This window comes from Lacisediminimonas sp. (assembly GCF_030645335.1).
Classification (GTDB): domain Bacteria; phylum Pseudomonadota; class Gammaproteobacteria; order Burkholderiales; family Burkholderiaceae_D; genus Lacisediminimonas.
In genome coordinates this window covers 61,415-81,948 of the sequence record NZ_JAUSNH010000042.1, presented here as the reverse complement: position 1 = coordinate 81,948, position 20,534 = coordinate 61,415, and the positions used below count along the sequence as shown (strand labels likewise).

General features: G+C 60.8%; 16 protein-coding genes and 1 other RNA gene. 5 read left to right on the top strand and 12 right to left on the bottom strand.

Features of this window, described 5'->3' with window-relative positions; all coding sequences use genetic code 11:
* Window positions 1-4 precede the first annotated feature (4 nt).
* The 5 genes from Q7T64_RS03290 to wecB are packed head-to-tail and all read left to right on the top strand — an operon-like array spanning window position 5 to window position 6,665.
* Window positions 5-2,425, top strand: coding sequence for an O-antigen ligase (locus Q7T64_RS03290; protein ID WP_304791098.1), 2,421 nt, complete (start codon window positions 5-7; stop codon window positions 2,423-2,425).
* Window positions 2,422-3,663, top strand: a complete 1,242-nt coding sequence (locus Q7T64_RS03285; protein WP_304791095.1) for a glycosyltransferase family 4 protein — start codon at window positions 2,422-2,424, stop codon at window positions 3,661-3,663. The genes Q7T64_RS03290 and Q7T64_RS03285 overlap by 4 nt, the downstream gene beginning before the upstream one ends.
* Window positions 3,663-4,517: an SDR family oxidoreductase gene (locus Q7T64_RS03280; protein WP_304791092.1), complete on the top strand. Its 855-nt coding sequence runs from the start codon at window positions 3,663-3,665 to the stop codon at window positions 4,515-4,517. The genes Q7T64_RS03285 and Q7T64_RS03280 overlap by 1 nt, the downstream gene beginning before the upstream one ends.
* Before the next feature lie 14 nt (window positions 4,518-4,531).
* Window positions 4,532-5,542, top strand: coding sequence for a polysaccharide biosynthesis protein (locus Q7T64_RS03275; protein WP_304791089.1), 1,011 nt, complete (start codon window positions 4,532-4,534; stop codon window positions 5,540-5,542).
* Window positions 5,535-6,665: a non-hydrolyzing UDP-N-acetylglucosamine 2-epimerase gene (wecB, locus tag Q7T64_RS03270; RefSeq protein WP_304791086.1), complete on the top strand. Its 1,131-nt coding sequence runs from the start codon at window positions 5,535-5,537 to the stop codon at window positions 6,663-6,665. Before Q7T64_RS03275 ends, wecB begins: the two co-directional genes overlap by 8 nt.
* 25 nt (window positions 6,666-6,690) lie before the next feature.
* On the opposite strand, the gene Q7T64_RS03265 is transcribed toward wecB, so the two are convergent.
* The 12 genes from Q7T64_RS03265 to Q7T64_RS03210 form a co-directional block, all read right to left on the bottom strand.
* Window positions 6,691-8,655: a nucleoside-diphosphate sugar epimerase/dehydratase gene (locus tag Q7T64_RS03265; protein ID WP_304791083.1), complete on the bottom strand. Its 1,965-nt coding sequence runs from the start codon at window positions 8,653-8,655 to the stop codon at window positions 6,691-6,693.
* Between the two features lie 31 nt (window positions 8,656-8,686).
* Window positions 8,687-9,247 (bottom strand): sugar transferase, encoded by a 561-nt coding sequence (locus tag Q7T64_RS03260; RefSeq protein ID WP_304791078.1) that lies wholly within the window; start codon window positions 9,245-9,247, stop codon window positions 8,687-8,689.
* On the bottom strand, window positions 9,244-10,221 hold the full coding sequence (locus tag Q7T64_RS03255; RefSeq protein ID WP_304791075.1) for an SDR family oxidoreductase: 978 nt from the start codon (window positions 10,219-10,221) through the stop codon (window positions 9,244-9,246). The genes Q7T64_RS03260 and Q7T64_RS03255 overlap by 4 nt, the downstream gene beginning before the upstream one ends.
* A 166-nt stretch (window positions 10,222-10,387) precedes the next feature.
* Entirely contained in the window at window positions 10,388-10,879 is a 492-nt protein-coding gene (gene rfaH, locus Q7T64_RS03250) for a transcription/translation regulatory transformer protein RfaH (RefSeq protein ID WP_304791072.1), read from the bottom strand.
* A 465-nt stretch (window positions 10,880-11,344) separates the two neighbouring features.
* Window positions 11,345-11,690, bottom strand: an RNA gene (gene rnpB, locus Q7T64_RS03245) — RNase P RNA component class A.
* Window positions 11,691-11,717: 27 nt separating this feature from the next.
* Complete coding sequence (locus Q7T64_RS03240) at window positions 11,718-12,569, bottom strand: ABC transporter ATP-binding protein (protein WP_304791069.1); 852 nt, start codon at window positions 12,567-12,569, stop codon at window positions 11,718-11,720.
* Between the two features lie 216 nt (window positions 12,570-12,785).
* Window positions 12,786-13,550, bottom strand: a complete 765-nt coding sequence (locus Q7T64_RS03235) for an enoyl-CoA hydratase (RefSeq protein WP_304791066.1) — start codon at window positions 13,548-13,550, stop codon at window positions 12,786-12,788.
* A 102-nt stretch (window positions 13,551-13,652) separates the two neighbouring features.
* On the bottom strand, window positions 13,653-14,849 hold the full coding sequence (locus Q7T64_RS03230; protein ID WP_304791062.1) for an acetyl-CoA C-acyltransferase: 1,197 nt from the start codon (window positions 14,847-14,849) through the stop codon (window positions 13,653-13,655).
* A gap of 82 nt (window positions 14,850-14,931) precedes the next feature.
* A complete protein-coding gene (locus Q7T64_RS03225; RefSeq protein WP_304791059.1) occupies window positions 14,932-17,319 on the bottom strand; it encodes a 3-hydroxyacyl-CoA dehydrogenase/enoyl-CoA hydratase family protein in 2,388 nt (795 codons plus the stop codon).
* Window positions 17,320-17,361: 42 nt separating this feature from the next.
* Window positions 17,362-19,152 carry an acyl-CoA dehydrogenase C-terminal domain-containing protein gene (locus tag Q7T64_RS03220; RefSeq protein ID WP_304791056.1) on the bottom strand — a complete coding sequence of 597 codons (1,791 nt, stop codon included), beginning with the start codon at window positions 19,150-19,152 and terminating at the stop codon, window positions 17,362-17,364.
* A 32-nt stretch (window positions 19,153-19,184) separates the two neighbouring features.
* Window positions 19,185-19,841 carry a TetR/AcrR family transcriptional regulator gene (locus tag Q7T64_RS03215; RefSeq protein WP_304791142.1) on the bottom strand — a complete coding sequence of 219 codons (657 nt, stop codon included), beginning with the start codon at window positions 19,839-19,841 and terminating at the stop codon, window positions 19,185-19,187.
* A gap of 289 nt (window positions 19,842-20,130) precedes the next feature.
* Entirely contained in the window at window positions 20,131-20,499 is a 369-nt protein-coding gene (locus tag Q7T64_RS03210; protein WP_304791052.1) for an RNA-binding S4 domain-containing protein, read from the bottom strand.
* Window positions 20,500-20,534: the final 35 nt, after the last annotated feature.

The window sequence follows — 20,534 nt, the reverse complement described above, 5'->3', positions numbered from 1 at the left end:
CACGGTGCAAGCAATCGCATCCCGGCAGGCGCTGTTCTGGTTTCCGTTGGCCACGCTGCTGAACGCGTTCTCGATGACGGCGCTGCTAATCATCATTGGCGTCTCCGGGCGACCCGAGCTTGCGGTCAGCATTGGCCTGGTCCAGGGCGCCGCACTGGCCACCTTTTACGTCTTCTCGGCCAATGCCCGTAACCTGATCCTGGCCGACGGTGGTGAAACGGCGGCCGGCAGGCTGTTCCAGATGCGACTGGCCCTGATGCTGCCACTGGCCGGGATGGCCTACCTGCTCAGCGTTACCATCGGTGGCGTCCCGGCCTCCTTGGCATTGGTGCTGATCCTGCGCCGGGCCTCCGAGTGGATCGGCGAAATCGGGATCTCCCAGCACGAGCGTCTGAACCAGCAAAATTTTGCACAGCGCACGGTGTTTCTCGAAGCAAGCAGCTTTCTGCTTTGCATCGTCCTTACGATTGGGTTTGGCTTGGATCTGGCTGCCAGCGCAATTGCCTGGGCGCTCACGCCGCTGGTCTCTGCATTGGGCGCACGGCTTTCATTGCGTGCGAGCCGACTGTCCGAAATTTACGCGCTGCTCCCTCACGTCGGGTCGACCGCAATTATCGGCATTTCGGTCTATGTGTTTCGCATTTCAGTTGCCCTTCTGGTCAGCAAGGTGGCCGCTGGCGAGTTGTTCACCGCCTTCGCGATTGGTGGAATTATCCCGACCATCTTCGGCCAGGCCCTGGCGCCAACCCTGTTACGGCGTTTCGGCCCGGCGGTAATGCGCTCATGGTGGCTGGCGGCGTTTCCAGTCGCCATGCTCCTGGTCGCTGGCGTCACCATCATGCTGGCGATTACGCAGCCGGCCTGGCTGATCCAGCTTGGTCATTCTTCGACTTTCTGGATGGCGACCGCGCTCTCGATCGCCGGCGGCGCAATCATGACGGTTGCAACATTATTGCGGGCACGCCTGATCCACAGTGACCAGGAAGAGGTCTTCGGTCCCGATCTCCTGTCCAATATCCTGACCGTGATCTCGATCCCCTTGATCTATTTCGCGATTGGCATGCACTCGATGGCCGGCCTTTACCTGTTGAGCGCAATCCTGAACCTGGTTTGTCTGTGGGGTGCTACAGCCAGTAAATATATTGGCGAGCCCATTCTCCGCCGCTTCCTGTTTGCGATTGGATTGCTACTGGTGTGTCCCATCTTCTTCCAGCTCGACGGAAACCTGTTCCGCAGTCCGGACATGTACTTCGATGCGAATGCCCAAATTCTCCGTTTGCCGATACCAATATCGTTCCTGGCACTATTCGCTGGCATCGCCATGCTTGGCAACTATGCTGCGGCGAAGCGGAGCTTGACCACGATATTTTTCACCATGCTGCTGTTCGTGGCGAGCGTGCTTGGCTTGGCGGCGGGCAACGCGGTAGACGAAGGCGGCAAGCTGGTGCTGTTGGCGCAGTTCCTGTTCCCGATATTTGGCCTGGTATTGGGCGAGATGTACGGGGCAGTTGCGCGCGGACCCATTTTTGAACGTGCCTCGCTGTGGATATTGCTGCTGATTCTTCCGGCGCAGCTGCTGGCCGGCTGGTTCGCCGGCCAACTGGACGCAGCACCGCTGGTTTTCTTCTTCAGCATTTATCAGCACCGCCTGTACTTTCCGACGATCGTTGCCACCTTGCTCATCATGATCAGCTTTGCACTTTGGGGCCGGTCGGGATGGACCCGTATCGGCATCGCTTGCCTGATCCCGATTGCGCTGGTCCAGCTTGTTGCCTCGGGATCAGTCAACGCACTGGCCGCAGCGGTAACTGGATTGACGGGCGTCATGATTTTCCATTGGCGGGGTAGCCGGTATCGCTGGCAGTTAGCCGCTATTGTTTTGGTCGCCCTGCTATCAGGCACCGCTTATTCGGTCCTGCGCGATGCGCACAAATTGGCCGACCAGGGGGCGCAAGCGCTGATCCAGCCGCCTGCACTGCATGGACAGGCCGCCACGACGTGGTCGATCTCGGCTGCCACCACACAGGCCAGAAACGATCAATGGCGCTTCTTCGCGGACGAGATAATTGCATCTCCAAGTGCCTTCCTGCTCGGCCATCAGACACTGCCAGACCGGAGCCTGCATCCCAGCGCGCATAACTACTGGCTCGATGCGATGTACAGCTTCGGGGTGATGGCAATCCTGCCCTTGATCGCATTGCTGGTCATGACCGCAGGTCTGGCCTGGAAGCGGCGCCGTGCGCTGTGCTCGAACCCTGCCCTGTTCGGCACCGCGGCGGCGGCCGGCTACCTGGTCATGATTGAAAGCATGTTCAATGTCGGCATGCGGCAGCCTTACCCTGGAATCATCGCTTTCTTTATCCTCGGACTGCTGTTGGCGCGGCTTAAATACGAGGCAACGCCAAAGTCTCGCACTAATCCATGAAGCTACTCGTTATAACTCAATATTTCTGGCCCGAGAATTTCCTCATCAACGACCTTGTGCGCGAGTTGGGAGACCGCGGCATAGAAGTGGTGGTCCTGACTGGCAAGCCGAATTACCCGGAAGGCCGCATTGCAGACGGATATCGCTCACTACGTATTCAACGGGAGATGTTCGGCAAAGCCGAAGTGGTCCGGCTGCCAATCGTTCCGCGTGGCCGTGATTCACGCCTGGGCCTGGCCCTCAACTATCTGTCGTTCGTCGTCTCCGGCGCGCTGCTCGGACCCCTGGCTATGCGTGGCCGCGACTTCGATCTGGTGTTCGTCTATGCCCCGTCACCACTACTGCAGGCACTCCCTGCGATCTTGATGAAGCGGCTCAAGCGCACCCCCCTGATTGTCTGGGTCCAGGACCTGTGGCCCGAAAGCCTGTCCGCGACCGGTCACGTCCAGGCGAAATGGATCCTGCACGCTGTCTCCATCGTGGTCCGATTCATCTATCGCTCAAGTAGCCGGGTACTCATACAGTCCGAAGCCTTTCGAGGACCCGTAGCGGCACTCACCGACCGCACCGAGAAAATTCACTACTACCCGAACTTATTCGTAGAGCCAACCAATTTGAACAAGCCGACGGAGCGCGCGTTGGCCCTGGCCGCCGAACTGAGAAGAAGCTTCTCCGTGGTATTTGCAGGTAACCTTGGAACGGCGCAATCGCTGGAAACCGTACTGGACGCGGCCGAATTTCTGCGCGGGTATGGCAATATTCGGCTCTGGCTGGTCGGAAGTGGCAGCCGCGACCATTGGCTCGCGGCCGAGATCGACCGGAGGGGCTTAGAGAATGTCGTGGTGGCTGGACGATTTCCGGCCACCGACATGCCGGTTGTGCTCGGTGCAGCTTCTGCTCTGCTGGTAACCCTCCGGGCCGAGCCCATTTTCGGATATACCATTCCAAGCAAAATACAGGCGTACCTGGCCGCCGGTCGGCCTATTATTGCGGCAATCGATGGTGAAGGTGCCCGCGTGGTGGTCGATGCGGGCGCCGGGATTTCGTGTCCCGCAGGTAACGCCAGAATGTTGGCTGAGTCCATAGTGCTGCTTAACGCCAAGAGCGCGGACGAACTGCGCGGTTTCGGTGAGCGAGGCCGGGAGTATTTTCTTTCCCATTTTTCCCCGGCGAAGCTGGTCGACCAATTAATTGAACATTTTGACCAAGCTGTCGCGGACGTCAAAGGCGAATACTGATGAGAATACTTATCCTCGGCGCATCCGGAATGCTCGGCAACGCAATGATGCGGCGGCTCTCCGTGAGCGATGAGTTGGAGGTGTATGGAAGCGTTCGTTCTGCCAGCATGAAGAAGTACTTCGACGCAGCCATTGCCAAACGCATCATCACCGGACTCGACGTCGAAAATGCGGATGCCCTCACACGGGCTTTTCTGGAAGTGCGCCCGCAGGTCGTCATCAACTGCATCGGACTGGTCAAACAATTTTCCGAGGCCGAGGACCCCCTGGTAGCCCTTCCGATCAACGCGATGCTACCGCACCGCCTGGCACGGCTAAGCGCACTGGCTGGCGCCCGCTTCATCCACATCAGCACCGACTGCGTATTCTCGGGGAGAAAGGGCGGCTACCGCGAGTCGGACGAGTCTGATGCGCAAGATGTCTACGGTCGCTCAAAATTTCTCGGAGAAGTACACTATCCGCATTGCGTGACGCTACGCACGTCTATCATCGGTCATGAACTGAATAGCACCCACGGCTTGATAGGCTGGTTCCTGAGTCAGAAAGGCCCGATAAAAGGCTATACACGGGCGGTTTTCTCTGGATTGTCGACTTGCGAACTTGCTACTGTTATTAAAGATTTCGTGCTTCCTGCACGCGACTTAACCGGCCTCTACCATGTCGCCGCCGAACCGATCACGAAATATGACTTGCTCAAGCTGGCCGGAAGTGAGTATGGGCACGCGATACCGATTGAACCGGACGACCGGCTTGTGATTGACCGCTCTCTCGATGCAAGCCGTTTCAATGCAGCGACCGGATATGTCGCGCCACCGTGGCCGGACTTGGTCAAACGCATGCGCGACTTCGGATGAAGGATAACCAAATAATGTTTGCAGACAAAACTTTACTGATCACCGGGGGCACCGGCTCCTTTGGCAATACCGTGCTGACGCGATTTTTGGACACGGAAGTGCGTGAAATTCGAATTTTCAGCCGCGACGAGAAGAAACAGGAGGACATGCGGATTGCGCTGAACAATCCAAAATTGCGCTTCTACATCGGCGATGTGCGTGACTATGCAAGCGTCGCGCAGGCGATGAAGGGGGTGGATTACGTTTTCCACGCTGCCGCCCTCAAGCAGGTGCCGTCCTGCGAGTTCTATCCGATGGAAGCGGTGCGAACCAATGTAATGGGCACGGAAAACGTGCTCAATGCCGCCACCGCGTGTGGCGTTGCGCGGGTTGTGGTCCTCAGCACTGACAAAGCGGTGTATCCGATCAATGCGATGGGGATCTCCAAGGCCATGGCTGAAAAGCTGATGGTTGCCAAAGCCCGACTGCAACTGCCGGGTGAAACGGTCTTCTGCGCTACTCGCTACGGCAACGTCATGGCTTCGCGCGGCTCAGTCATTCCGCTATTCGTCGAGCAGATCAAGTCGGGAAATCCGGTTACGGTAACCGACCCGAACATGACCCGCTTCCTGATGTCGCTCGAGGATTCGGTGGACTTGGTTCTGTACGCGTTCACGCACGGGCGGCAAGGCGATATCTTCGTGCAAAAGGCACCGGCGTCCACGGTCGGCGATCTGGCGCAGGCGCTCAAGCAAATTTTTAACAGCAGTGCACCGGTCCGCGTGATCGGTACACGGCATGGCGAGAAGCTGTATGAATCGCTGATCTCGCGCGAAGAGATGGCCCATGCCGAAGACATGGGCGGCTATTATCGGATACCCGCAGATAATCGCGATTTGAACTATGCGAAGTATTTCAGTGAAGGGGAAGAGACCATCTCCCGCTTTGACGACTACACCTCCCACAATACCGTTCGACTGACGGTCGACGACGTGAAAAAACTGATTCTTCAACTCGACTACATCAAGAAAGAACGCCGTGCTTAAAGTCATGACCATAGTCGGCACGCGCCCGGAACTTATTAAAATGAGTCGGGTAATTGCCGAATTCGATCGTCACACTCAGCACATCCTGGTCCATACCGGTCAGAACTACGACTACGAGCTGAATCAGGTTTTTTTTGACGATCTCGGCATTCGCAAGCCGGATCATTTTCTGGAAGCTGTCGGCGAGACTGCCGCGCAAACCATCGCCAGGGTCATCGAAAAATCCGATGCAGTGATGGCGCTAGAGATCCCTGACGCCGTCATGCTTTATGGCGATACAAACTCCTGCCTGGCGGTGATCGCCGCCAAACGCCGCAAGATTCCGGTGTTTCACATGGAGGCGGGCAATCGTTGCTTCGACCAGCGCGTGCCTGAAGAGCTCAATCGCAAGGTACTCGACCATCTCAGCGACATCAATCTCGTTCTGACCGAGCATGCCCGCCGTTACCTGATCGCCGAAGGCATCCCGCCCGAAACCATCATCAAGACCGGCTCGCACATGCGCGAGGTGCTGGACCATTACATGCCGAAGATCGAAGCCTCGGACGTGTTGCAGCGCATGAACCTGGAGCAGGGTCGGTACTTCATCGTCAGCGCGCACCGCGAAGAAAATGTCGATACCCCGCAAAACCTGCTGGACATGGTCGAAACCCTGAACGCGCTGGCTGAAAGCTATGACGTACCAGTGATTGTTTCCACCCATCCGCGCACGAAAAAACGCCTCGATGCGCTGGACCTGGGCAAGCTGAGCTCGCATATCCAGTTTCTCAAGCCCTTCGGTTTCTGCGATTACATCAAGCTGCAGATGGAGTCGCTGTGCGTGGTCTCCGACAGCGGCACCATTACGGAAGAGGGATCGCTACTGAATTTGCCTGCGATTACGATCAGGAATGCCCATGAGCGTCCGGAAGGCATGGATGTGGGCACATTGATCATGGCCGGCCTGAAAAAGGATCGGGTGCTGGATGCGGTCAGGATCATCATTGCGCAGCACGACCGGACCAAACACGTCACTGCGCCTGTCGCAGACTATGAATCGCACGCGGTGTCCAAACAGTTGCTGCGCGTAGTGGTCAGCTATGTCGATTACGTGAACCGCACGGTCTGGTCCAAACCGGTCTGAGCGATGCACCGCGCTGTCCTGATGGTCAGGACAGCGCCTCATTGACCGGGCCGCTACGGCTGTAGTCCGCTTCCTGCTCCATGTGGACCCAGTCCACGATATCGCCACTGGCCTGATATCCAGTGATCAGTTGCGACAGCATCATGCGCACCACGCCGACGTCATTGACGTCGAGCGCCACGCGCAGCGCATTGAGCTTGCCTTCCAGGACGTCAAACGCAAGATAGTCCTCATGGGCCTTCATGATGCGGGGATGGGAAGTGGCTTCCGGGTTGTCGCCGATCAGCAGTTCCTCGTACAGTTTTTCACCCGGCCGCAAGCCCATGATCTGGATCTCGATTTCCCCGTCAGGGTTGTCGTCGTCCTTGACCTCCAGTCCGGACAGCTCGACCATGCGGCGCGCCAGGTCGATGATGCGCACCGGCTCCCCCATGTCGAGTACGAACACGTCGCCGCCCCGGGCCATGGCGCCGGCCTGGATCACCAGTTGCGCCGCTTCGGGGATCGTCATGAAATAGCGGGTGATGTCGGCGTGGGTCAGCGTGATCGGCCCGCCGTCCTTGATCTGCTGGCGAAACTTCGGCACCACGGAGCCGGACGAACCCAGCACATTGCCAAATCGCACCATCGACAGCTTGGTCGCACCCGAATTGTCCGCCATCGCTTGCAGCACGATTTCCGCCAGCCGCTTGCTGGCCCCCATGATGTTGGTTGGCCGCACTGCCTTGTCGGTGCTGATCAGCACGAAATCCTGGACGCCGAATTCCACAGCGGCCCTGGCAGTGATCCAGGTGCCCCACACATTGTTTTTCACGCCCTCGGCGGGGTTGTGCTCGACCAGCGGAACATGCTTGTAGGCGGCGGCGTGGTAGACAGTGTTCGGCCGCCAGGCATCCATCACTTCACGGATGCGATCCTCGTCGCGCACCGATGCCAGCAGCGGCACCAGCCGCACTGACTGGCCCTCTTCCACCCGTGCCAGCTTTTGCACCAGGTCCTGGTGCACCTCATACAGCGCAAACTCGCTTTGCTCGATCAATAGCAGCGTGGCGGGCGCCAGCGCAATGATTTGCCGGCACAGCTCGCTACCGATCGATCCGCCGGCGCCGGTCACCAGCACCACCTTGCCGCGGATATTCTTGCCCAGCAGGATATGGTTTGGCGAGACCGGGTCACGCCCCAACAAGTCTTCAATGTCCAGTTCACGCAGGTCGGTCGTGCTGACCCGCCCCTGCGCCAGTTCCATCACGCCAGGCAGCGTACGCACCGAGACCCTGGATTCCAGCATCAGGTGCAGGATTTCATTGCGACGCTTGCGCGATGCCGAGGGCATGGCCAGCAGCACCAGGCTGATCTTGAGCGTTTCGACCAGGCCGGGCAGGTCCGCCGGGCTGTAGATCGCCAGCGCGTTCAGTACGTTGCCATGCAAGCGGCTGTCGTCATCGAGGAAACCGGCGACTTCCATTTCCGCACTGTTGCGCAAGGCGGCGGCCAACTGGCGACCAGCCGAACCAGCGCCATAAATCAGAACCTTGGGCCTGGCGTAGCGGATCAGCGTGCTGCGGTACAAGCCGCCCAACCAGTAGCGCGCCAGCAAGCGCGTGGTCGCCACCGCCAGCAGCAACAGTACCGGCTGGATCAGGCCGATGGTGCGCGGAACGCCTTCAATGCCGATGGCGGTAAACATCGTAATGAAAAACAAGGTGTAGACGCCGATCGCCTTGAGCACCGTCACCATGGCAGGCCAGCCGGCATAGCGGAAGATGGCGCGATACAGCCCGAAGCGGATGAACACGGGCAGCGCAATCACGACCGAAGCAATGACCGGCAACCACTGCAGGCCGGTCAGGCTGTGCCAGCTTTCCAGTCGCAGGCAATAGGCCAGCCAGACCGTCAGCACGCACAGGCTGGCGTCTACCGACGCCACCAGCAGGCGCTTCGATAAACGGGGCAAGGCGAGCAAGGAGGCTGCGGAGTCGGTAAAGGGCATAAATGTAGTTTGCGCTAGCAGGAGCAGATGTTCAATGAGACACGCCGTGGCGACGGATGACTTGCAAGAATGTCAGCCATAAAATCCGGATATCGAAGGCCAGCGACTGGCGCTTGAGGTACTCCGCGTCGAGCCGTACCTTTTCTTCGATCGACAATTCGTCGCGACCATTCACCTGGGCCCAGCCGGTCAATCCGGGCACCAGCCGATGGACGCCGGATTGCGTTCGCAACGCGATCAAGTCGTGCTGGTTATGCAATGCCGGCCGCGGCCCGACAAAACTCATGTGTCCAGCGAGGATACTCCATAACTGCGGTAATTCGTCCAGGCTGGAACGCCGCAGCAAGCCGCCCACCGGCGTCAGCCAGCGGGCAGGATCGGCCAGCAGGTGGGTGGCGACCTCCGGCGTATCCACCCGCATGGTGCGGAACTTTGGCATCCGGAAAAGCGCATTGTTGCGGCCCACGCGGTCGGACCAGTACAGCACCGGCCCCGGGGACGTGCATCGCACCAGTAGGGCAACCAGCGCCACCGGCAAGCACAACACGATGCTGGCCGCAGCAAACAACAACAGATCGACGGCGCGCTTCACGGCTGGCTCGCTTCACGCAGGAATGCTGCCGCAGTGCGGGCCAATTCCTGGTCGACCGTATTGGGTGGCGTCCAACCCAGCAATTGCCGGTTTTTTTCGATGTCGACTTGCAAGGACTCGCACAGCCTTTGCAACATGTCCTGTTTGCCGAGCAGGCTTGCACCAAGCCGCAGCCAGGAAACCGGCACCGGCAACAAATGCGCCCGGCGGCCCAGGGCCTGCGCCGTGTGCCGCAGCAACTCGGGTGTGGACAGGTCGGCGCCGTCAGCGGCCATGAATACCTGGTTGCGCGCGCCGGGATGGTCCAGGCAAACACCGATCAGGTCCACCAGGTTGCCCAGTCCCACCAGGCTGCGGCGGTTGCTTATGCTGCCAAGGGGCAAAGGAATGCCCATGCCAAGCCACTTCATCATGCTGCGGAAGTTTGCCCGCACACCAGGTCCGTAGACCAGCGGCGGACGGATGATGGTGACTTCCATGCCGCCACTTTGTGCCATGCCGAGCAAGCCTTGCTCGGCCTCATGCTTGGAGATGCCGTAGCCATCGATCGGTCGGGGCGGGTCGTCGGCCCGGAAAGGCGCGCCCGTCGCAGTACTCTCGCCAAGCACCTTGACCGACGAAATGAAGATGAATCGTCGCACACCGGCCTGCCGGGCCTGGCTGGCCAGGTCCAGCGTTGCACGCGTATTGACTTGCCTGAATGCGGGCAGGGCTGAGGCATGCCCGGCATCGGGATGATGGACGCGGGCTGCGGCGTGCACGATGACGTCCACGCCGGCGAGCGCCGGCATCCAGTTCGCATCGACATCGAAATCATAACCTCCCAGGTACTCCAATCCAGGTCGGGATTCGGGACCGCCTTGTTTGACCTGCGCGGCCCGGCCGGTGGCCCGGACGGTGTGGCCGAGATCGAGAAAGTGCGCAACCAGAGCGCGGCCGACAAACCCGTTTGCACCGGTAACCAATATTTTCACGATTTTCTTTGCATGGAATCCGAAGCCTCCAGAACGCGGCCGGCCACGGGGTTGAATAGTGATGGTGCGGCGAGGAGTGCGCCACAGCAGCGGCAGGCGGCGGGTTTTGCATGCACTGGTGCACGGCACACTCCGGCCATTTGCTGGCGTTGCCGGCAAGCGCCGGTCAGGCAATCTTGCGGACGATGGCCCGCGGCACATTGACGGTCAGCGGCCGGTTCAGCAACTCGATCAACACCATTGCGCGCCGTTCCCCGTCGTCCATCAAATAAACCGCGTCCAGGCCCGAGAAGGCGCCGGTCGCAATGCGGACCTGGTCGCCTGCGGCATACAGCGGTGCGGGCCGCGCCGCGTCCTGCCGGCGCCGTAGCGCGCCGAGAAGATCATCGGACACCGTGGCCGGCTCGGCGCCGAAGGTGACCAGCCGGCTGACGCCCTTGGTCGATCGGATCGGCGCCCATCCCTTGCCGGTCAGGCTGTCGTCGAGTTGCACGAACAAGTAGCGCGGGAACAGGGGCTCTTCGACGATGGCGGCATCGCCAGCGCGCAGCTTCATCCGCGGCATCAGCGGCAGATAACACTCATACCCCTGCTGGACCAGGTTTTGCCAGGCGCGCCGCTCCTGCCTGGGCTTGGTGTGGATCACGTACCAATGCATGGGCTATGCCGGTTGATTGGGAACCCTGCATTCTATAATGCTTCGGCGAATCGTCACAATGCCGCGGCAATGCGTGTGGCAAACGTGAGCCATGCGGGGCATTTCAACGGTAGAAGCCCGGTTTCAGCGCAAGGCTGGTCGGGACAGTGTGATCTGTCCGGCAACAGGAAAAGAGTGTGGTGGTCGTGGGATGGAATGGCAACAAGATGCTGTGATGCCGCCTGGCGTCGCTCCCGCTGGTCCCGTCCCACGGCCGCCACACTCTCTGGAACAGATTGTAGCTGCGGCGACAAAACCGGCATTGCGAGCCGTCAACTAGGCTGTAGGAATCGACCTCACCGCCGTTCAGGGCGGCAGCAGCAGGGATTCACAACGGAAAGATAAAGCCTTGGCCAATCGCCAGGGCCGACCGGGGTAAAGTCGATGTGCAGACAAATGCCCGCCGGCACCAGACCGGGAAAATAAAAACGAAGCAAGCCGATAGGCCGGATTCTGTTACGGCGCGCAGCGAACCACGCGCTATGACAGCCATTCATCTAGGCCTGTGATTGCTCACAGGCTCGAGCTTCCTACCCGCACGCTCCGCGAGCAGCATCATCGCGTGCCTATTTGGAATTGCTCCGGGTGGAGGTTACCGCGTTTCACCCTTCGTGAGCGTTACCGGCTTGCGCCGCGCTCCCGAAGACTCGTCTCTGTGGCCCTGTTCCGCGCCTCACGGCGGACGGTCGTTAGCCGTCACCCTGCTCTGTGGAGTCCGGACCTTCCTCCCGCGTGAATTTGCATTCACGCCAGCGGCTGTCTGGCTTGCTTCGATGGTCATTGTATCGCACCGCCGCTGCTAACCGGTGCTGCCAGCGCGTTTCAGGCCGCGCCGCGCAAGTGGCCCGTCCGCCGGCGCCCTGCCCCGGATCACGGACAGGCGAATCGCCCGGTCCGACCCCAGCCGATAAACCGTGTCGATATCAAGCCCGGCCGGCAGGCGGCGTGCAGTGACGATCACCGTGATCCGGCCTTTCAGGCCGTTGATCGTGTCCAGCAGCCGCTTCCTGCAAGTTGCGCGCAGTCCGGCGAAAGTGTCGTCCAGGATCAGTACATCGGGCCCCTTGAGCAGTGCCCGGGCAATACCGATGAGGCAGCGCTGGCCAGGCGACAGATAAGCCCCGCCCGCACCAATGTCGGGATGGCCGCATGCCGGAACGCCTTCGGGAATCATCGCCACGTTCGCCAGCCGGCAGGCCTGCCCGATGCTGGCCGTGTCGGCGGACGGGGCTGCCAGGTACAGGTTGTCGAGCAAAGATCCCGGGAACAGCATCGGCTCGCGGGGGATAAGGGCAACCCCGCTGCCCGGCGACCGACGCGAACCGGCACACGCTGCTCCTGTCACCCTGACGCGCCCGGAACTCGGCGAATAAAGGCCGCAGATCATCCGGATCAGCGTGCTCTTGCCGCATCCCGGCGGGCCGATGATGGCCGTCATTTCGCCGGCCTTGACCTGCATGCAGAGCGATTCAAACAAGGAGGGCCCCTCGTCGCCATAACCAAAGCAGACACGATCGAGCACCACATCTCCTTTGCGACGCCGGCCAGCCAGCGGCACGGCGCCCGGATCAGGCGCAGTTGATGCCGGAAAATTGGCGGCATGGCCTTGCGGGAAAACGGGGCGGTTACGGGCTTGCTTGGTCGGTTTCATCTGCGATGGAATGAATTGATCACGACAGGCAAGATAATGAAAATTTTCAAATGGCGAACGCCATATTTATGGGAGATTTTGAAAGTATTAGTGCCGGAAAATTTGACTTGCCCGCTGATCGAACAAGTGATCGGTAGAGTGGCGATGCCGGCTTAACCTGTCAGGCCAGCGAACGAACTCGAGCCCAGGTATCGGCTAATGCCAAACACCAGTTCTTCAGTCAAACCTGCTGAAATCCGGCTTGCGCTTTTGAAAGAAGGCGGTGAAGGCTTCCTTTGCCTCGGGCGCACCCAGCATGGCGCTGAAGTGCCGGCCCTCGTCGGCGATTACCTTCTGGACGGTCGCACTTTGGGCGCTCTTCATCAGTTGCTTGGTGATGCGCAGCGACGACGGCGGCAGCGCAACCAGCGCCAGCGCCTTGCTGCGTGCGTAGGGCATCAGTTCAGCACCGGGCACGACCTTGTTGACCATACCCATCTGACACGCCTGTGCAGCAGTGAAGGTTTCGCCCAGCATCAGCAGTTCTGCGGCCCGCTGATAGCCGGCAATTTGCGGCAGCACCATGCTGGAGGCGAATTCCGGACAGACGCCCAGTTGCGCAAACGGCATGGAGAACAGTGCATTGTCGGCGGCGTACACCATGTCGCAATGCAGGAGCATGGTGGTGCCTATTCCTACCGCGGGTCCGGCAACGGCGGCAACAACGGGCTTGCTGGCTTGCGACAGCGTGCGCATGAAAGCAAACACCGGGCTGTCGAGCCCGGGCGGCGGCGCACCCAGGAAATCTTCCAGGTCATTGCCGGCGGTGAACATGTCGGGCTTGCCACAAATCAGCAGGACCCGCACTTCCGGATCACGCTCGCCCTGCGCGATGGCGTCCGCCATCAACTGGTACATCGCCACGGTGATGGCGTTCTTGCGCTCCGGGCGATCGAACTCGATGGTCAGTATGCCGTCTTGCTTGCTGGTCGCAATGCTCATTCCATCTCCATTTGAAGGCCGCCCGACGGGGCTTGCATGGCCTTGATTGCCAAGGCGCAGAACCTTGCATTGCCGACCATCGATTGCCGACTGCGCATCAGGTCAAAGCCGTTCGAAAATCCCTGCTGCGCCCATGCCGGTGCCCACGCACATGGTCACCATGCCGTACTTCAAATTGCGACGACGCATGCCATGGATCACTGTGGCCGAGCGGATAGCGCCGGTGGCACCCAGGGGATGTCCCAGCGCGATGGCGCCGCCCAGCGGATTCACTTTGGCCGGGTCCATGCCGAGGTCGCCCATGACTGCCAGGGCTTGTGCGGCAAAGGCTTCGTTCAGCTCGAACCAGTCGATCTGGTCTTGCGTGAGTCCGCCAGCGGATAGCGCAGCCGGAATTGCTTCCTTCGGGCCAATGCCCATGATTTCCGGCGGCACGCCGCGCACCGCGAACGACACGAAGCGCGCCAGGGGCGTCAGGTTGAACTGGCGCAGGATTTTCTCGCTGACCAGGATCAGCGCGCCGGCGCCATCCGAGGTCTGCGAACTGTTGCCGGCAGTGACGCTGCCCTTGGCGGCAAAGACCGGCTTCAACCTGGCCAGCGCTTCCAGGCTGGTGTCGGCGCGCGGGCCTTCATCGTCGGTCACGGTGCGGGTGACGATGTCGGTCTGGCCGCTTGCCAGGTTGGGGAATTTTTCGATGATGTCGACCGATGTCATTTCATCGGCCCGCTCGCCGCTTTTTTGCGCGGCGATGGCCTTCATGTGCGAGTCCAGCGCGAACGCATCCTGCGCCTCGCGGCTGACCTTCCACTGTTTGGCGACATTCTCCGCCGTCAGGCCCATGCCGTAGGCCATGCCGATATTCTCGTCCTTGAAGATGCCCATGTTCATCGACGGGTGGTGCCCCATCATCGGCACCATCGACATCGACTCTGCACCGGCGGCGATCATGACGTCGGACTCGCCCACGCGGATGCGGTCGGCCGCCATTGCAATTGCGGTCAGGCCGGACGCGCAATAACGGTTGACGGTAACCCCGCCCACCGTGCGCGGCAAGCCGGCCAGCAACACGGCCATGCGGGCCATGTTCAATCCCTGCTCGGCTTCCGGGAACGAGCAGCCGACGATGGCGTCCTCAATCAGCGTCGGGTCAAGGCCCGGCACCTGCGCCAGCGCGGATTGTATTGCGCGCACCAGCAAGTCGTCCGGACGCACGTTGCGGAACATGCCGCGCGGCGCCTTGCCGATCGGGGTGCGGGTCGCCGCAACGATGTAGGCGTCCTGAAGTTGTTTGCTCATTTGATACTCTCCTGATTCGTTTGCAAGCAGCGGGCTTGTCCCTGGCGTCGCATGCCGGGCATGCGCGCGGCCTGGGGCTGTGTCAATTGCGTACCGGCTTCCCGGTCTGCATCATGCCCATGATGCGTTCCTGGGTTTTTGGATGGTTCAGCAGTTCCATGAAAGCCCGGCGTTCACGGTCGAGCAACCATTGCTCGTCGACCATGCTGCCCGGCTCGATATCGCCGCCGCTGATGATTTCGGCAATCATGCTGGCGAGCTTGTAGTCATGCGCCGAGATGAAGCCGCCATCGCGCATGTTCAGCAACTGCGCGCCGATGGTGGCCATGCCATAACGCCCGGTGACGGGCACCAGCCGCGGCACCGGCGCGCGATAGCCGGCGTCGTGCATGGCGCGCACCTGGCTGCTGGCCACATGCAGCAACTCATGGGTGTTGGTGACGATCACATCGCCCGCGCGCAGGTAGCCCATCTGCCGCGCTTCGAGCGCAGACTTGGACACGTTGGCCATGGCGGCGTTGGTAAAGTAATTTTTCAGGAATTGCAGGATGTCGTTGCCCTGCGCGTCATCTGCTGCGCGCAGCGCGGCTTCCTTGAGTCCGCCGCCGGCCGGAATCAGGCCCACGCCGACTTCAACCAGGCCGATATACGATTCCATTGCCGCCACCCGGCGTGCCGCATGCATCATCAGTTCGCAGCCGCCGCCCAGCGCCAGGCCGGCAACTGCCGCCACCACCGGCACGCCGGCGTACTTCAGCGACATGTGCGCCTGCTGCAGCCGCGCCACTTCGGGTTCGATCGCCTTGACGCCGCCCGACATGAACACCGGCAGCATGGCCTGCAAGTCGGCGCCGGCCGAGAACGCGCCGCCTTCTGCCGCATCGGCGTTCCAGATCACCAGGCCCTTGAAATTGCGCTCCGCTTCATCGGTCGCACGCGCCAGCGCGTCGATCACGCCGGGGCCAATCACATGCATCTTGGTCTTCAAGGACAGCACCAGCACGTCGTCTTCCTGGTGCCAGATGCGCGCGGATTCGTCCTCGAAAACAGTCTTGCCGCCGTTGCGGCCGTCGGCTGCGCCCGATCCCAGCAAGGGCGCACGGAATACCTGGCGCCGATACACCGGCAACTCGGAACGGGGAACATTGCAGCGGCGCTCCGCCGACCAGGAGCCTTCTTCAAAGTGCACGCCGGTGCGGCCGTCGAATACCCAGTCCGGCAAGGGCGCCGACGACAGCGCACGGCCGGCGTCGATATCTTCCTTGATCCATGTCGCGACTTGCTGCCAACCGGCCGCCTGCCAGTTTTCGAAGGGGCCCAGGTTCCATCCAAAGCCCCAGCGCAGTGCGAAGTCGACATCGCGCGCGCTATCGGCAATGCTCTCCAGGTGGACCGCGATGTAATGGAAACCGTCACGGAAGATCGACCACAGGAACTGCGCTTGCGGATTGGTGGAGTCGTGCAGCGCCTTCATGCGCTTGGCTGGATCTTTTTCTTTCAGGATGCGGCCGACCAGGTCATCGACCTTGCCGGTAGAGGGGACGTAGTCACCTTTGGCGGCGTCTATGCGCAAGATATCGCGGCCGACCTTCTTGTAAAAACCGGCGCCGGTCTTCTGGCCCAGCGCACCTGCCTGCACCAGTTGCTGCAGGATTGCGGGGGTCTGGTAAGCGTCGAAGAAAGGATCATCCTGCAGGTTGTCCTGCATGGTCCGGATCACATGGCCCATCGTGTCCAGTCCGACGACATCGGCGGTGCGGAAGGTGCCGGATTTGGCGCGTCCCAGCCGCGCACCGGTCAGGTCGTCAACCACATCGACGCTCAAGCCGAATTTCTGCGCCTCGTGAATGGTGGCCAGCATGCCGAATACGCCGACCCGGTTGCCGATGAAGTTCGGCGTATCTTTGGCGCGCACGACACCCTTGCCCAGGTTGGTGGTCAGGAAGGCTTCCAGCTGGTCGAGGATATCGGGCCGGGTGGCGGCGGTCGGGATCAGCTCCACCAGATGCATGTAGCGCGGTGGATTGAAAAAATGCACGCCGCAGAAACGCGCCTGCAATTGCGCATCGAAGCCCTCGGACAGCCGGGTGATCGACAGGCCGGAGGTATTGGTCGCAAAAATCGCATGACCGGCGATATGCGGGGCGACCTTCTTGTACAGGTCATGCTTCCAGTCCATGCGCTCGGCAATCGCTTCGATCACCAGGTCGCAGCCCTGCAGCAGGGCGAGGTCATCTTCGTAATTCGCGGCCTGGATCAACGAGGCTTCATCACGGATGCCCAATGGGGCGGGACTGAGTTTCTTCAGGTTCTCGATCGCGCGCAGCACGATGCCGTTCTTCGGGCCCTCTTTTGCGGGCAGGTCAAACAGCACCACCGGCACACGGGCGTTGACGCAATGCGCGGCGATCTGCGCGCCCATCACGCCAGCGCCGAGAACCGCCACTTTCCTGACGATAAAATTCGACATGTTCATTCCTTCAGAGCAGTGATTTGATGACAGCCGGGGCTATCACAACAGGTCGGCGTCAAGCGCCATCAGCGATGCCGATCCGGACCGTGCCTGACGAATCAGCATCGCGGTTTCCGGCAACAGGCGCGCAAAATAGAAGCGCGCCGTCCCCAGCTTGGCTTTGTAAAAGTCGTCGCCCGAGTCCTGTTTTTCCAGCGCGATTTTCGCCATCCGCGCAAAGAAATAGGAAAACACCAGGTGACCGAGCACGCGCAGGTAGGGTACGGCAGCCGCGCCGACTTCGTCCTGGTTCTGTAACGCCTTCATGCCGATTTCCATCGTCAGCTTGGTCACCTTGTCACCCAGGTCGGCCAGCGGAGTGATGAATTCGGACATCGCTTCGTCGGTGCCGTTGTCTTCCACGAAAGCTTTCACTTGCTCGCCGAACTTGCGCAGCTTGGCGCCGTTGTCCATCAGGATCTTGCGGCCCAGCAGGTCCAGCGATTGCACGGTGTTGGTGCCTTCGTAGATCATGTTGATGCGGGCGTCGCGCACGTATTGCTCCATGCCCCATTCGACGATGTAACCGTGGCCGCCGTACACCTGCATCGCTTCGGAGGTTGCGATCCAGCCGTTATCGGTCAGGAAGGCCTTGATGATGGGCGTGAGCAAAACGACCTGGTCGCCTGCTTCCTTGCGTACTTCCTCGTCCGGATGGTTCAGTTCCTTGTCGATCAGCAGCGCGATATAGCTGGTAAAGGCACGCCCGCCTTCGGCATAGGCGCGGGCAGTCAGCAACATGCGCCGCACATCCGGATGCACGATGATCGGGTCGGCCGGCTTGTCCGGCGCCTTGACGCCCGACAGGCTGCGCATTTGCAGGCGCTCCTTGGCGTAAGCCAGCGCGTTCTGATAGGCCACTTCAGTCAGGCCGAGCGACTGCATGCCCACACCCAGCCGCGCGGCATTCATCATCACGAACATGGCGTTCAATCCCTTGTTCGCTTCGCCGATCAGCCAGCCGGTGGCGCCATCGAGATTGATCTGGCAAGTTGAATTGCCATGGATGCCCATTTTCTCTTCCAGCGCGCCGCAGAAGACCGGATTGCGCGCACCCAGCGAGCCATCTGCGGCCGGGATGAACTTTGGCACCAGGAACAGCGAAATGCCGCGCGTGCCAATCGGCGCGTCAGGCAGTCGCGCCAGCACCAGGTGGACGATGTTGGCGGCCATGTCATGCTCGCCGGCAGATATGAATATCTTGCCGCCGCTGATCTTGTACGAACCATCGGCCTGCGGTTCCGCCTTGCTGCGCAGCAGGCCCAGGTCGGTGCCGCAGTGCGGCTCGGTCAGGCACATGGTGCCGGTCCATTCGCCCGACACCAGCTTGGGCAGGTACAGCGCCTGCTGTTCGGGCGTGCCGTGCGCATGCAGGCACTCGTAGGCGCCATGCGACAGCCCCGGGTACATGGTCCAGGCCTGGTTGGCCGAGTTCATCATCTCGTAGAACGCATTGTTGATCACCAGCGGCAAGCCCTGCCCGCCAAACGCCGGATCGCAGGACAGTGCCGGCCAGCCGGCTTCGACATATTGCTGGTAGGCCGCCTTGAAGCCGGTTGGCGTCTTTACCTCGTGGGTCGCCTGGTCCAGGGTGCAGCCTTCGCGGTCGCCGCTATGATTGATCGGAAACAGCACCTGCGAAGTAAATTTTCCGCCCTCTTCCAGCACCTGGTTGATGATGTCGGCGTCGATGTCGGCATGCTTGGGAAGCTGCTTGAGTTCAGCCTCGACATCCAGCAATTCGTGCATCACGAACCGCATGTCACGCAGCGGCGGGGTGTACTGACCCATGGATTACTCTCCTAAATGGCTGATCGGATCGATCAGGCAGCGGTCTTGCGAATTGCTGCCCTGCTCGTTTTTGTTTGATTGTTTCCGGCAGTCCCGGCGTCTTGCTTGCGGTAATCGGCAATCAGGCGCGCAAACCCGACCTCGGCCCGTTCCACGCTGCCCGGCCGCTTGATGAAGCGGGCATCGTGATGCAGTGCCAGCACCAGCCCATACATTTCAAAAACCAGTTGCTGCGGATCGGTGCCGTCCTGCAAATGGCCCATTTCAATTGCCTGCACCACGCACCGGTGCAGCGCGGCCTGCCAGACCCGCACCATCGCGACGAGTTCTTCCCGGACTTCGCCGGGCCGGTCGTCGTACTCAACGGCTCCACTAATGTATATGCAACCTGATGCAATTTCGACGGTGACCCGTTTGATCCAGCGCGCAAACATGGCTTCCAGCCGGGGCAATCCGCGCGGCGCCTGCAAGCTGGGGGAAAATACTTCGTTTTCGAAAACGGTGTGGTACAGCTTGAGCACTTCAATCTGCAGCTCGATACGGGAGCCGAAGTGCGCGAACACACCCGACTTGCTCATGTTCATCCTGTCGGCCAACAGGCCGATGGTCAGGCCTTCCAGGCCATCGCGACTGGCCAGGCCAAGGGCAACATCGAGGATTGCGGCGCGGGTGAGCTCCCCCTTGCGCATGAACTTTGGCGTGTTATCTGTCATCTGATTATTTGTGCGAACGTTCGTACTATTATTCACGGACCTTCAAAAGTCAAAGGGCATCGTAGAGCAGGGTTTCTAAGTAGACCGGGTGAGAGGCGGTCCGGGTCCCATGCGAGGGCTGGCGTTTCTTGAAGTTCGGCGGACTCTGTCCGCCTGCGGCGCCTGACCGGCTGGCGGCAAACCTCGCGCCCGCTTGCCGGGACAGGCGCAAGGTCGCAAGCTTCGCGCTCATGCAATGCAGCATCCCTGCTGCATTGCCACTGCGTCATTCGCGATCCAGCTGCCGGCGGTCGCGCTTGGTCGGACGACCCTTGATCGATGTGGCCGGTTCGCGGAACAGACGCCGGTCGTCAGCACTGACCTGACGCTGGGCGATGCTGGCGGGCGTTTCCAGATAGAGGGACTGGGCAAAGGCGGCCGGTCCGCGCTTGTCGCCAAGGTCGATCACATCGATGTCGAAGATCCCGCTTTCGTTTTCGATGTGCAAGCGCTCACCTCGCTTGAGATTACGCGCCGGCTTGACGCGTTCGCCGCCCAGGCGCACTCGTCCGGATTCCACGGCCTGGGTGGCCAGGGACCGGGTTTTGAAAAAACGCGCGGCCCACAACCATTTGTCGATCCTGACGCTATCCATGCGGCACCGCTGCGTCTGTGCCGGTTTCGATCGCA